13 protein-coding genes are annotated in these 12,591 nt (G+C 40.8%); 5 read left to right on the top strand and 8 right to left on the bottom strand.

Translation table 11 applies throughout. The annotated features are described in order from the left end of the window. Positions 1 to 185 precede the first annotated feature (185 nt). From E7X56_RS07330 to E7X56_RS11965, 3 genes are all read right to left on the bottom strand, one after another. On the bottom strand, positions 186 to 1,565 hold the full coding sequence (locus tag E7X56_RS07330; RefSeq protein WP_244603447.1) for a mannose-1-phosphate guanylyltransferase/mannose-6-phosphate isomerase: 1,380 nt from the start codon (positions 1,563 to 1,565) through the stop codon (positions 186 to 188). Between the two features lie 173 nt (positions 1,566 to 1,738). After that, complete coding sequence (locus E7X56_RS12200) at positions 1,739 to 1,942, bottom strand: UDP binding domain-containing protein (RefSeq protein WP_135606158.1); 204 nt, start codon at positions 1,940 to 1,942, stop codon at positions 1,739 to 1,741. Positions 1,943 to 2,341: 399 nt separating this feature from the next. After that, a complete protein-coding gene (locus tag E7X56_RS11965) occupies positions 2,342 to 2,578 on the bottom strand; it encodes a hypothetical protein (RefSeq protein WP_210409257.1) in 237 nt (78 codons plus the stop codon). Between the two features lie 6 nt (positions 2,579 to 2,584). Here E7X56_RS11965 and E7X56_RS07320 point away from each other — a divergent pair, with 6 nt between their 5' ends. Continuing rightward, positions 2,585 to 3,184 (top strand): UTP--glucose-1-phosphate uridylyltransferase, encoded by a 600-nt coding sequence (locus E7X56_RS07320; RefSeq protein WP_371413358.1) that lies wholly within the window; start codon positions 2,585 to 2,587, stop codon positions 3,182 to 3,184. A gap of 171 nt (positions 3,185 to 3,355) precedes the next feature. After that, the gene (locus tag E7X56_RS07315; protein ID WP_135606156.1) at positions 3,356 to 4,219 is read left to right on the top strand and encodes a PGF-CTERM sorting domain-containing protein; all 864 of its coding nucleotides are present in this window, start codon (positions 3,356 to 3,358) and stop codon (positions 4,217 to 4,219) included. 319 nt (positions 4,220 to 4,538) lie between these two features. Here the strand turns inward: E7X56_RS07315 and E7X56_RS07310 are convergent, their stop codons facing one another. Then, positions 4,539 to 5,651, bottom strand: coding sequence for a cytochrome c3 family protein (locus E7X56_RS07310; protein WP_135606155.1), 1,113 nt, complete (start codon positions 5,649 to 5,651; stop codon positions 4,539 to 4,541). A 166-nt stretch (positions 5,652 to 5,817) separates the two neighbouring features. Here E7X56_RS07310 and E7X56_RS07305 point away from each other — a divergent pair, with 166 nt between their 5' ends. Then, positions 5,818 to 6,750 (top strand): nucleoside recognition domain-containing protein, encoded by a 933-nt coding sequence (locus E7X56_RS07305; protein WP_135606154.1) that lies wholly within the window; start codon positions 5,818 to 5,820, stop codon positions 6,748 to 6,750. Positions 6,751 to 6,798: 48 nt separating this feature from the next. On the opposite strand, the gene E7X56_RS07300 is transcribed toward E7X56_RS07305, so the two are convergent. Continuing rightward, positions 6,799 to 7,623, bottom strand: coding sequence for a DUF4097 family beta strand repeat-containing protein (locus E7X56_RS07300; protein WP_135606153.1), 825 nt, complete (start codon positions 7,621 to 7,623; stop codon positions 6,799 to 6,801). Positions 7,624 to 7,895: 272 nt separating this feature from the next. Between E7X56_RS07300 and E7X56_RS07295 the strand changes: the two genes are divergently transcribed. Both E7X56_RS07295 and E7X56_RS07290 read left to right on the top strand, forming a co-directional pair. Beyond that, positions 7,896 to 8,582 carry a peroxiredoxin gene (locus E7X56_RS07295; RefSeq protein ID WP_135606152.1) on the top strand — a complete coding sequence of 229 codons (687 nt, stop codon included), beginning with the start codon at positions 7,896 to 7,898 and terminating at the stop codon, positions 8,580 to 8,582. 108 nt (positions 8,583 to 8,690) lie between these two features. Then, entirely contained in the window at positions 8,691 to 9,353 is a 663-nt protein-coding gene (locus E7X56_RS07290; protein WP_135606151.1) for a class I SAM-dependent methyltransferase, read from the top strand. Between the two features lie 31 nt (positions 9,354 to 9,384). Here the strand turns inward: E7X56_RS07290 and E7X56_RS07285 are convergent, their stop codons facing one another. The 3 genes from E7X56_RS07285 to E7X56_RS07275 all read right to left on the bottom strand — a co-directional run bounded on the left by E7X56_RS07285 (position 9,385) and on the right by E7X56_RS07275 (position 12,175). Continuing rightward, positions 9,385 to 10,233: a DMT family transporter gene (locus E7X56_RS07285; protein ID WP_135606150.1), complete on the bottom strand. Its 849-nt coding sequence runs from the start codon at positions 10,231 to 10,233 to the stop codon at positions 9,385 to 9,387. Between the two features lie 97 nt (positions 10,234 to 10,330). Beyond that, positions 10,331 to 10,546, bottom strand: a complete 216-nt coding sequence (locus tag E7X56_RS07280) for a hypothetical protein (RefSeq protein ID WP_135606149.1) — start codon at positions 10,544 to 10,546, stop codon at positions 10,331 to 10,333. Positions 10,547 to 10,669: 123 nt separating this feature from the next. After that, complete coding sequence (locus E7X56_RS07275) at positions 10,670 to 12,175, bottom strand: SulP family inorganic anion transporter (protein ID WP_244603446.1); 1,506 nt, start codon at positions 12,173 to 12,175, stop codon at positions 10,670 to 10,672. Between the last annotated feature and the right edge of the window lie 416 nt (positions 12,176 to 12,591).

Genomic DNA, 12,591 nt, shown 5'->3' with positions numbered 1-12,591 from the left:
TAACTGTTCTTAGTTATGTTGATTCGACCAAAAATACAAACACAACTAAGAACACTTATATTTATTTTGACTAGCAAAGTTGGATTTTAAAGAGTATACATTTCATGATTTTAAACTTCGGTTAGAAATTTTTAATTTTATGTATGGCAAATAAATAGTACATTCATAACCATAAGAATATCACATTAACCTGTTCGCCCATACTCATCATCAAATCGAACAATGTCTGACTCGTCCACATATTCTCCAAGTTGCACTTCGATAATCTCAAGAGGATTTGTGCTTGGGTTCGATAGCCTGTGCTTCTCACCTGCCCTTATGAAGGTGCTCTCACCTGGCCTTACAAAGAATTTCTCATTGTTTACCTGGACGCAGGCCATTCCTTTAACAACTACCCAATGTTCGCTTCTGTGGTAATGTAACTGTAGACTTAACTTCCGACCCGGAAGAACAGTTATGTTCTTTATAACATGGTTCTGGGAACTTTCAAGCACTGAGTAAGAACCCCAGGGCCTGTATACTATTTGGCCAATTTGTGCCCGTTCATCATTCCTGCTCTTAAGCTCGTTAACCACATCCTTTACCTTCTGGCTGCTTTCCTTAGGACATACAAGTAATGCATCCGGAGTGTCCACAACAACCATATCATTGACATCAATCAGTGAAACTACCTTTCCAGGCATCGAGTGAACAAGATTCCTGTTCGAGTTAAGTGTAACATGATCACAGTCATAGATCACATTTTCATCATTGTTCTTTTCGAATTCATCATAGATCGCTGAGAAATTCCCGAGATCGCTCCATTTATGGTCCAGCTTTACGACAGCCACATTGCTCGATCTTTCCATGATACCATAGTCAACCGAGATGCTTGGTACATCCTTGTAAATATCATCAATTTCATTTGATCCTTCAAAACATCCAAAGACCTCAGGGGCATGGATTTTGAGTTCATCAAAGAAAAGTGCGGTATCAAAAAGGAACATTCCACTGTTCCAGAGACAACCTTCTTCTATGTATTGTTTAGCGGTTTCAAAGTCTGGCTTTTCTCTGAACTCTGAAACCCTGTGCCCAATTCCAAGAGATTCAGCAGGTTTTACATATCCATAGCCCGTATTTGGGGAACTGGGAGATATTCCAAAGGTTACAAGATAATCCGATACGAGCTCCTCTGCGGCAGCTATAGTGTTCATTGCGGACCTGTCGAGCACATGATCCGATGAGAATACGCCAACAACAGACCTTCCAAATCTCTTTTCAACTATCTTCATCCCAAAACATATGGCAGGAAGTGTATTCTTGCCCTCTGGTTCGATAAGGACATTCTCTTCTGGGAGTTCATACCCGAGTTCCTGAATCTGTCCAAGCACGAAAAACTTCTGAGACCCGTTTGTCACAACAAAGATCTCAGGAATATCCGTAATCTCAAGACAGCGAAGAAAAGTACTTTGGAACAAGGACGTTTCACCAAATTTAAGGAATTGTTTTGGATACTGTTCACGGCTAAGAGGCCAAAGGCGAGTTCCCGAACCACCGGCAAGGATTATGGATTTTATTGTATTCACTCCCGATTGCTATTTTTGTCTTGAATCAAAAAAGTATTCAACTCATCATTAATTTTTAATAGTTTATTGCATATATGATGACCTTCATTATATGCTGGAATGATAACGGATAGCATGTCTCTCTCCTACTTCGATTTTTGAATTTAAATGATAATAATTTAAAAAATCTCTTTTCAGTTCACATCCCCTCTCACAATACCCCGATAAACAAACCCACCATCAATAAACTCCTCAGGCTTGACAACGTTCCTGCCATCCACAACAACCGGCATATTTTGGCTCATTGAAGTCTTTACGTCGACGGGGTTCAGCTGGAAGTATTCGGCATGAGCGGTTAGAATAGCGACTGCATCGGCACCTTTCAAAACCGTTTCCAGATCCTTCTATGATTAGTTTTTTCAGATTAAGCTTCTAAAACAACGCTCTCTGGTTCATCCCTCATAGCTTTGGAACAACAGCCGAGTGTGCAGAATAACACTCTGTCTGCTACCTTTTCATTTACAACGAACTTATTCCCACAAACAGGGCAGGTTTTTTCAGTATACCTCAATACTAACACCTCTATATATTGTACTTACTGAATCTATAATCAAGTTGATTTGATTAAGAACTGGATTGCTTACGGTTATAAAAATATTTAAGTCAATCGGTTTGGTTTTTGCTATGTGTATATACAGTATCTTACAACTGCTTTGAAGGTAAATTTCTAAGAAAGTGTTGTTCTTCCGTATTTTATGCAGTATTCTGGCTCTGCTCTTCAAACATCATAGATTATGTTAACACCGTGATCTCTTCAAATATCCATGTATATCGAGCTCCCCGTGTACGATCCTTGTGAATGAAATAGGGATGTTATCATCGGCCATGACGTATTCTATCCTGACGATCTTTTCGGGCTTGCCGGATTTCTTTCTCAGTTCGTTAATCTTCAGGGCTACGGGGTAGGTTTCGGAGGAGACCACGATGGAATCGTAGTCGTCTTCGAGTGTGTTCCCGTAGGGGTTGTTGAGCATCTGGATGTGGTAGCGGTCTTCGGGGATGCCGAGCTTTTTGAGAAAATTGGTGGGTCTCTTCTTGTGGGTGAGGTAGTCGGGGATGAACCATTTGCGGTGCTTTTGGGCGATGACATCGTAGTAAATGAACGTCCCTGTACCAGGCAGCTCATAGATATCTACCAGAAATACGGGCGTTCCACCATTGCAGTTAAAGAAGTTCCGAAAGAAATGGTAAGCAGCTATGGGATCATAAAAGGAAAGCTCTTGGATGATTCCCTGTATGTTCTGGAAGACATCGTTGAAAAACCAGATGTAGACAAGGCTCCGTCCAATATCGGTGCCATTGGAAGGTATGTGTTCACTCCTGAGATATTTGATTGTATAAAGGAAACATCATCCGGGGTTGGGAACGAGATTCAGCTCACTGATGGGATTAGGAATCTTAACCGGTCCCAGAAAGTGTATGGTTATAAGTTCAATGGAACAAGATATGATACCGGAGATAAAGTTGAATATGTGAAAGCGATCATCAATTTTGCGCTGAACAATGAGAACATGAAAGATGATATTCTCGAATATTTGCAAAGTGTTATTGCTAATAATGATGATGATGCATCTCTTTGATAAATTCCCAATGTTTAATATTTCATGTTCAGTCACGACAATCGAACTTCATAACTATGGACAAAAGTTTCGGCAAATTTATATAGCTTATTGCTTGTAATACTAGCTTGAAGATAACTAACCACTTATTTATATATGGGAATGTGGTCTTTTAAGTCTTAGAGGTTGAATATGCAATCGAAATCTAGAACCAAAAAACATGGAAAATATGTTAGTATTGGAATAACGATTGCCGTTGTAATAATGATGGTCTTATCAGGTCCTGTAAGTGCTGTTTCTATGGAAATTGCAGGTTTGAATGGAAGTACTCATACAAAGGGTACTTCTGTATCATTTGATGTTACTGCGACAATTGAAGATACTGACAGTTATGTACCAATTGATAGTTTCTCATTGGGGATCACAGGTCCTACTGATAAAGAAATTGAGTTCTTTACAAATGGAAAGGCACTATCAGAAGTTTCAGGTATAACAGTTAAAGCTGTCACAGTTCCGTTACCATCAGAATATGGTGAAGGTGATGGGTATGGCTATGATTCTGGACTGGGATATGGCTATGACTTTGGATATGGCTACGGCTATGGCTATGGCTACGGAGCAGGTGGAGAAGTTGTTGAGTACAAGTATACTATCACTCTTGACACAACTATACTTGATACCGGTGATTACACTGCTGTATTGTCCCTGAACACAGGCGATGAAGCAAAGCCTTCATTTGAATCATCATCTGCTTCTTTCACAATTGCGTCTAGCAGCACCAGCAGTGGTGGTAGCAGTGGCGGTAGTGGCGGAGCACGTATAGTTCCTGCTGAAGATACCGAGCAGCCAGAAGATACTACAGATGAGACAAATGGTGACGACAGTGCTGATGGAACCACCGATTCTGAAGACAATGAAGGTATCGATGATACTACTTCAGATGAGCTTCCAGCAACAACGGAAGAGCCATCAGGACTACCTGGATTTGAGGCAGTGTTTGCAATCGCTGGATTACTTGCAGTTGCATTTATTGTAAGAAGAAAGGATCTTGAGTAATTCTGAAGGGTTCAATTAACCCTTCTTTTTATCTTTTTTAACTGATTTGCCTAATTAGAGTAAGTCGATTTATCTTGATTTAAGTTTTACATAATTCCTATTTACCTACAAATTGATTTTTCTGTGGCAGGTCTCTAAGTGATCTCTTCTATCAATTGTAAATATAATATGGGCGCAATTCTAACTGAATTTATTTCCTGAACATCAGGGGTGTTTAGCTTTGGCTTATTTGTAATCAAGTAGAATTAATATGTGACCACATAGCTGTTTTATTTTGGTTCTGATATTAAGCTCAATTTCTTTAAAGAAGGGAACAATATTATTCCCGTCTCATCACAAAATAAACAGCCAGTATTCCTGCGATCGCCATATAAACCATGAATCCTGGCGTTCTTTCGGCATCAGTTTCAACATCAAGTGGGGCTTCAGCTATCCTGTCTATTGTTTCCTGTGACAGGAACGAACCACCAGCGCCAAGTATCACTGCTTCACGATCTCCACAGAATATTTCGGTGTTCTCGTGGCAGAATACACAATCTTTTGCTTCCCTGGTGGTTGTATGAGGTCCCCATTCAGCAAAAGCCGTATGTGTGGAACCGTTGTAAGAGGTGGTCATATTGATGAACGGTTTGATCGTGCCATCTACCGATCTTGCAAGGTAGAACCTGTCTACATTTATTCTGTCCAGCTGGCCGGTTTCCAGATGGCAATTCTCACAGGTGATGAGCCAGCCGGAATGGCAGGCTGAACAATCGAGTTTCCCGTCATGTATGCTATGTGCAGGGGTATCCGGTGAATATTGCGTAACATCCATACCCTTTACCGTCTTTTCCGGATCGGTATGACAATCAGCACATGTTACTTTCACGGCTTCCATCTGGGACTCGTAAGCAACTCCGTCACCATGGACCTCTTCTGCGGTATGGCAGTCTGTGCATTCAAGTCCCTTTTCATAGTGGATATCTGCATTTGGAGCTACACCCTTATGTGCAGGAAGTTCTCCCTGGAAATATGATGTCTGCTTTTTAAAGTGGCACTGGTCACATGTTTCCAGAGTTATATCATCTCCATGTCCTCCCTCACCGGTATGACATGATGTACAGGAGGTTGCATGACATGAAGAGCACCCCCTTTCCTCATAGAAAATATCCATATCAATTCCAAATTCACCTGCTGCACCCTTCTCATATTCTCCTTTCATACTGCTACCGGTGTAATGAAGGGATGATGAAAAATTAGCAGTAATATCTGAATGGCAAGGTTCACAGCTTTCAAATTCAGATGCCGGTTCTTCGATCGCAAAAGCAACATTTGTCGTCAGGATAATAAAAGCTGAGACCATTACAAGAACGATACTTACGATACAATGTTTGTATAGTTTCTTTCCAGATATATTGCGGAAATTTCTGATCAATTGGAACCTCTGGTTCATTAGCACTCCCCCTGCCAATATAAAATATGTATTGATATTTATTTAAGAGTGTTGCAATTTTTCGGCCAGCATTTGTTGTTACATATCTTATTTTGTTTCCTATTCGTTTGCTCTTTTTAGGAAGAACACGTAAGGCTCTTATCTGATATGGAGAATATGAACGCAAATGTGGATCGATGGATTATACTCAGCATTTGACTATCTCATCAAGGTCATCCCGCCGATCGTTATCGGAACCCTGATAATGGACATTATGGTGGAGATGGGCTGGGTGAATAAGCTGGGCTTTCTGGCATCTCCCCTGATGCGTTTTGGTCACCTAAGGGAAGAGATAGGTCTTAGTTTTCTGACATCTTTTGGTTCCTCGGCTGCAGGTAACTCCATGATCGCAAAGCTGCACGATGACAGCCACATCGATAGAAGGGAAACCATCGTTGCGACAATGGTCAATTCCTTCCCGTCAGGCATCGTACTTTCAAGGGATCTCCTGCCTGTGATGGTCATATTGCTTGGAACTACCGGGCTTATCTATCTGGGGATAGTTGTACTCATCGGTTTCCTGAAAACAATGATCGCATTGATAGTGGCACGTTTTATCCTTACACCCCGGCCTTCGGGGAATATCCACAACAATACCGAAAAGATCAGCTTCCGGGAAGCCTCTGTGAAGTCCTTAAAGAGGTCCCGTTCATCTCTTACAAGGATCGTCCTGACTATGACAATTGTATCGATCATAGTTTTCCAGCTGATGGATACAGGTCTTTTTGATTGGGCAGCATCCATAATGAAAGATTCATTCATGATCCAATATGTGCCTGCCGAGGGCCTTCCCATAATCGCCGGCTGGTTTGCCAGTAATATAGCTGCATTTACCATAGCAGGTAATCTTTTAGAAACAGAGATGCTCTCTTCGAAGGATATAATTCTTGCACTTCTCATCGGAAGGATACTGGCAAGTGTTGCAAGGATCAGAACCATGCTACCTTATTATGTTGGGATCTTCAGTCCGAATCTGGGTGTGAGGATAATGGTTGTATCGCTGGTCATGCAGAACGGTATCATGCTGGGGATAGTGGGCTTCATCTTCGTGTTATTGTGACAGAAGCAAAGATCCTCTAATATAAAAATAGAAAAAAATGAACCTTGATCAAACAACAAGTTTGTTAAGGTTCACATAACCATTTGTGGTCCTTATATCGATCTTATTACCGCCTTCACCAAGGATCCCTTCTACCTGAGTTGTTTCCATCTTCGTTACAACTAATTCTACTTCGTTCACTGAAATGTAACCATTAGTTGTTTCCATCTCGATCTCAGCGTTCAATGACGGATCTATATAGATGGTAATTGCTCCATTAGTGCATCTGATATCCACATCGTCTTTAATGTCAAAGATCTGGGCTTCTATTTTTCCATTTGTGGTCTTCAGCTCGTCGATCCCTGTTGTTCCCCGGATGTCCAGTGCACCATTGCTGGATCTTGCTTTTATGTATCCGTCGACGTTAGTTATCGTTATAGCTCCATTGGTGGTTATAGCTGTAGTATTTCCCTTTGTGTCCGAGATCACTATATTTCCATTGGTCGTTTCTATAATGTCAACTGTAACATTTTCCGGAACCTTGATCTTCATGTCAACTGAAACCCTGACATTTTCAATAGCAGGATATTTTGTTTCCACTTTCAGCTCATCATCGATCCTATTGACAATAATGTGAACCTTTTGCAGTTCATCTTCCCCATAAAAGGTTCTTTTGATAGCTTCCAATACGACCTTATCGCCATCCCAGCTGTTGATCTCTATCTGTCCGTTCACATTGATAACGTTCAAAGTGGTATTGTTATCTGCTTCATATTCGCCACTGAAATATTCTATGTCTTCGGCTCCAAAGTCAGGTCCGTATGTACTGCATCCGGATACAGCAGCAATGGCCAGTGTTGATAACAGTAGAAATGTGATCTGGTATTTGTTCATGTAGAAACCCCCAATAAGAATTGGGGAGATTTACATAATAAAGATACCTATCAATATAGGCTTAAATGTCAGAATTATTTGATTTTTCGATTATCCATTGAAATATAAATTCTGAAAAATGTTACTAAAAGCCGTTCTATAATCTTGTTTTTCGACATTGGGTGAAATTACTGCAAGTGTTAACGTTGTTAATTATGTTGAATAGTTATATATAGTAATATCTGAAATTTTAATATATTCTTTAAAAGAGTTTGGCAGGGAGAGAACAATCTATGAGTGAATCCGAGAATACAGAACGTGTTACTATGCCTCTGATCGGCGATGATGCACCTAAATTCAAAGCAGATACAACTATGGGAGAGATAAATTTCCCGGAGGATTACAAGGGTAAGTGGGTAATATTATTCAGTCACCCTGCAGATTTCACACCTGTATGCACTACAGAATTCATGACATTTGCCAGTATGCAGGAAGAATTCCGTGAACTTAATACTGAACTGATAGGTCTGTCTATTGATAGCAAGTATGCACATATTGCCTGGTTAAGGACAATCAAAGAGAAGATCGAGTACAAGGGGATGAAGAATGTTGAGGTCATGTTCCCTGTAATTGCAGATCTCAAAATGGAAGTTGCTAAAATGTTTGGAATGGTGCAGCCAAATGCTTCCGATAATCAGGCGGTGAGGGCCGTATTCATTATTGATCCTGAAGCAAAGGTAAGGGCAATCCTTTACTATCCATTATCAAACGGAAGGAATATGGATGAGATCAAAAGAATGATAATTGCAATGCAGAAATCTGATAAAGAGAACATTGCAACTCCGGCAAATTGGATGCCTGGCGACGATGTCATTATTCCACCACCAGGATCCTGCGGAGCCGCTAAAGAAAGAATTGAAACAGAAGAAGAAGGCAAATACTGTCTGGACTGGTTCATCTGTTTCAGAAAAGAATCCTGAACGAAGGTTATATATCTATTATCTGTAGCCACTATTTTCAGTGGCTTCAGTAATTTCTATATGTGGGCATACAATAATAGTTCTACAACCATCCTTTAAGGTAATATAATGACTCCATCTGTTTTTGATAACCTTCCCCAAAGATATGACCTTCTGCAAAAACAGGCTCTTCCGAATTGGCAGGCTTTTTTCTCCACGGTCATCGAATATATCCCTGAAGGAAAACAGGAAATACTTGAACTGGGCAGTGGAACCGGATTTCTTACCAGCATGATCCGGAAAGCCAGACCTGAAGTCTCAATTACCTGCATCGATAAGGATCCTGATATGCTGGCGATAGCTAAGGAAAAGCCTGAACTCAAAGATATTACCTTTATCGAAGGCGATATCCTGAAAATGTGGCCTGAGACCAGTTTTGATCTTGTGATCTCTACACAATGTCTCTTTGCGTTACCAGCAGATGAAAAAGCACGTATTTTCAAACAGATCCATGATAGTCTCAGACCAGGCGGCATGCTCCTCGAAGGTGACATTTTCAGGCCTGAAAGCAAATGGGAAGAGATGATCTATAGGTCGCAATGGAAAAAGTATATGCTGGAATGGGGTATGTCCCCTGAAGAGGTTGAAGGGATGTTGCTTTCTCTGGATAGGGTCTATGAAAGGATAGATACACTTGCGGAATTTCGGGAAAGGCTGAAAGAAGCCGGATTTAAACGAATATTTTATCCTTACTGGTATGAAATGTATGCTGTTCTTGTAGCTTCCCGGTAAATTCTAGATTAAAGACACTTAGCCTACAATTTCAGGCCGAGATGAATACGATCGCAACCAGAGCAGCGGCTACTCCTGTCCATTGTTTTGAAGAAAGCTTTTCTTTCAGTATCAGCCATGCAAGCAATACTGTGCCTGCAGGATACAGGGAAGATGTGATGGAAGCTATGTCCAGCCGGCCTGCCTGGGAAGCCAGGGCAAAAAAGGTATTTCCTGCTGTGTCAAAGATCCCTGCAATGATAACTACAGGAAGGACATTTTTAGGTGGTATGTACACCTGTTTGCTTAATGCGATAAATACGAGCAATGTTATTACAGCTGCGATCCTTGCAGCGGTAAGGGGCCAGAGTACAGCCGTATCACTAACCCTGTCAATGGATATGAAGAACAGTCCGAATCCCGTTCCGGCGATCAATGGGAGTATAAGGTCTGTGCGTTCTATTTTGCTGCTCTCGTCTCCTCCACCTGCAATGAGCCAGACTGCTACAAATGCAAAAGCAAAACCGATCATTTGATGAACAGCAGGCAACCCTTCATAGAATGCACCATAGATGACCGGTACGGAAGCAGCTACCACTGCGGAAATAGGTGCTACAAATCCCATTCTTCCCTGTGAAAGGCCACGATAAAGAGCCAGAAGCCCGATGCTGATGAAAACGCCGGCAACAGCTCCCCAGACCATACCGCCAAGAGGTGGCATTTCTTCTGCCATCAGATGAGCTGACGCTGCAAGAAGGAAAACTCCGACTGCCTGGGTTATCAGAACGACACTATAGACATTTGCACGTTTTGATGCAAATCCACCACTGAAATCTCCGGCACCCCAGGATATAGCTGCCATAAGTCCAAAGAAAACCACAAGGAATTCAGCAGGTATCATGTCTTTTTTCCTCTGGAATAATTATCATGTTGAAGCTATTTGGGTTTATGCCCCTTATTTTCGATATGGGGTGAAATAATATTAAAACCAAATTAAGTTAATAGATCGGGAAGACGTAGAATCCCACGTGATATTTCTGGATTATAACAGAAGCAAAAAAGATGCCATCTTTCTTTGTTTTCCCCACCTGTACGATCTTGCTTTCATAGATGTCATAGCGTTTTTTTTGTCTATCTTGACAAACAAGAGGTGATACATAAGATGATAAGATGGATTGGAGTTCAAGAAATATATTCTGCTTTTCATCTTCCATAATGGACAATTGAATTACTTTGCAAATAAAGCTAATTACTCGCCCTTAAACGATTAATGAATTCCAATATTGGTATTCATTTTAAAAAATCAGGGGCAAATTTGATTATTTGCCCTTTCTTCCTTATCCCAGTATATCAGAAGGAACTTTGTAATGCGGATCTTCCCAGTGATTAACGTCAATTATGGCAGATGCATTGTCCAATAGTACCAGGCAATCTTCGCTTAAATGTCGCAGATGAACCTTTTTTCCAACCTTTGCATAGCGTTCGGTTATCTTATTCAATGCTTCGATTGCAGAGTGGTCAGCAACTCTTGATTCTTTGAGATCGATGATTATCTCATCAGGGTCATTCAACACATCAAATTTATTTTGAAATTCCGTAACTGAACCAAAGAACAACGGGCCGAAAAATTCGTAATGCTTGATCCCGTTCTCATCAATTATTTCTCTTGAACGCACCAGTTTGGCATTTTCCCATGCAAAAGCCAATGCAGAAATTATGACACCTGCAATTACAGCTACTGCAAGGTTATGGTAGATAACGGTTATTCCTGCAACGACCACCATGACAATTACATCCGTCATGGGCACTTTTCTGAATATCCTTAATGATGCCCATTCAAAGGTTCCGATGGCAACCACGAACATTACACCAACCAATGCTGCCATTGGTATCTTTTCGATAAGAGAGGAACCTACTAAAACAAAAAGTAATAGACCCGTGGCTGCAACGATCCCGGAGATTCTGTTTCTGGCACCTGAATTGATGTTAATGAGACTCTGCCCTATCATTGCACAGCCTCCCATTCCTCCAAAGAGCCCGCAAACAAAATTTGCAATACCCTGTGCAACACTTTCTTTATTTGCCCTGCTTCTTGTTTCTGTCATTTCATCGATCACGGTGAGCGTCAATAGACTTTCGATCAATCCAACCAATGCCATGACTAGCGAATAAGGGAATACAATTTTTAATGTTTCCAGATTTAGTGGAACCTGTGGCAGATGAAATTCGGGAAAACCGCCTGCAATAGATGCAATATCTCCAACTGTTCTTGTTTGGACCTGGAAATAGATGACAATGGCTGAAACAACTATAATTGCAGTTAGTGAAGCAGGAACAGCTTTTGTTAATTTTGGCATCACATAGATAATAGCCATGGTCAATCCTACAAAACCTAACATGACCAGCAGGGATTGTCCGCCCAACCAATGTTCTATCCCGTTAATGTCAGTAAATTTAAACTGGGAAAGCTGGGCCATGAAGATCACGATAGCCAGTCCGTTTACAAAGCCGAACATCACTGCATGTGGTACAAGCCGAATAAATTTACCCAATTTCAAAAAGCCAATGGTCATTTGGATAATACCCATTAGAACTACGGCAGCAAAAAGATACTCAATTCCGTGTCGGAGCACCAGGGCCACAATTACAACTGCTATTGCACCGGTAGCACCTGATATCATTCCCGGTCTGCCACCGATAATTGCGGTTATTAATCCAATGATGAATGCAGAGTAGAGTCCAACTAATGGACTAACATTTGCTATTATTGAGAAGGCTACAGCTTCCGGCACAAGGGCCAATGAAACCGTCAGCCCGGATAAGACCTCATTTTTAAAGTTCAATTGATCATTTTTTAGTTGTTCTATAAACGCCATATTTATACCATTTCTTAAAATTACTATACACCCGCAAGTTCTCTCAAAGCTCGAAGTTGAAGGGCCAATTAAATAAATTGGGGAAAGCTTTACGAAAAACGTAACTCAGGGTGGGGAAACTTGTGAATATTTATCTGAATATGAAATTATTTGAAGTATCAATGGAAAAAACAAGCAAACATTCAATGGTAGCTTTATAAAGACTTTTCAGAAACGATCTAAAATGCTCTATGACCTTGTTCTCGAATTCCATTAGTTCTATCCTCTTAGACATATCTTGTCAATGTTGATAGAGATTCGTAGAACAGACTGTCAGTATATAAATGTAATCATATTTTGAAAAAAGAATAATATCGAATCAATCCGGACTTCCGGATTTAACT

It is taken from the genome of Methanococcoides sp. NM1 (genome assembly GCF_900774285.1).
Lineage (GTDB): Archaea > Halobacteriota > Methanosarcinia > Methanosarcinales > Methanosarcinaceae > Methanococcoides > Methanococcoides vulcani.
Note: the sequence above shows the minus strand (reverse complement) of the source record. Positions and strands in the feature narration are given on the sequence as shown.

What these genes read in the sequence shown, in the direction of transcription:
- E7X56_RS07280 (WP_135606149.1), bottom strand. Translation starts at nt 10,546, where the DNA reads ATGGAAGATGAAAAGCAGAATATATTTCTTGAACTCCAATCCATCTTA.
- E7X56_RS11965 (WP_210409257.1), bottom strand. Translation starts at nt 2,578, where the DNA reads ATGCTCAACAACCCCTACGGGAACACACTCGAAGACGACTACGATTCC.
- E7X56_RS07300 (WP_135606153.1), bottom strand. Translation starts at nt 7,623, where the DNA reads ATGAACAAATACCAGATCACATTTCTACTGTTATCAACACTGGCCATT.
- E7X56_RS07295 (WP_135606152.1), top strand. Translation starts at nt 7,896, where the DNA reads ATGAGTGAATCCGAGAATACAGAACGTGTTACTATGCCTCTGATCGGC.
- E7X56_RS07290 (WP_135606151.1), top strand. Translation starts at nt 8,691, where the DNA reads ATGACTCCATCTGTTTTTGATAACCTTCCCCAAAGATATGACCTTCTG.
- E7X56_RS07305 (WP_135606154.1), top strand. Translation starts at nt 5,818, where the DNA reads ATGTGGATCGATGGATTATACTCAGCATTTGACTATCTCATCAAGGTC.
- E7X56_RS07315 (WP_135606156.1), top strand. Translation starts at nt 3,356, where the DNA reads ATGCAATCGAAATCTAGAACCAAAAAACATGGAAAATATGTTAGTATT.
- E7X56_RS07285 (WP_135606150.1), bottom strand. Translation starts at nt 10,233, where the DNA reads ATGATACCTGCTGAATTCCTTGTGGTTTTCTTTGGACTTATGGCAGCT.
- E7X56_RS07310 (WP_135606155.1), bottom strand. Translation starts at nt 5,651, where the DNA reads ATGAACCAGAGGTTCCAATTGATCAGAAATTTCCGCAATATATCTGGA.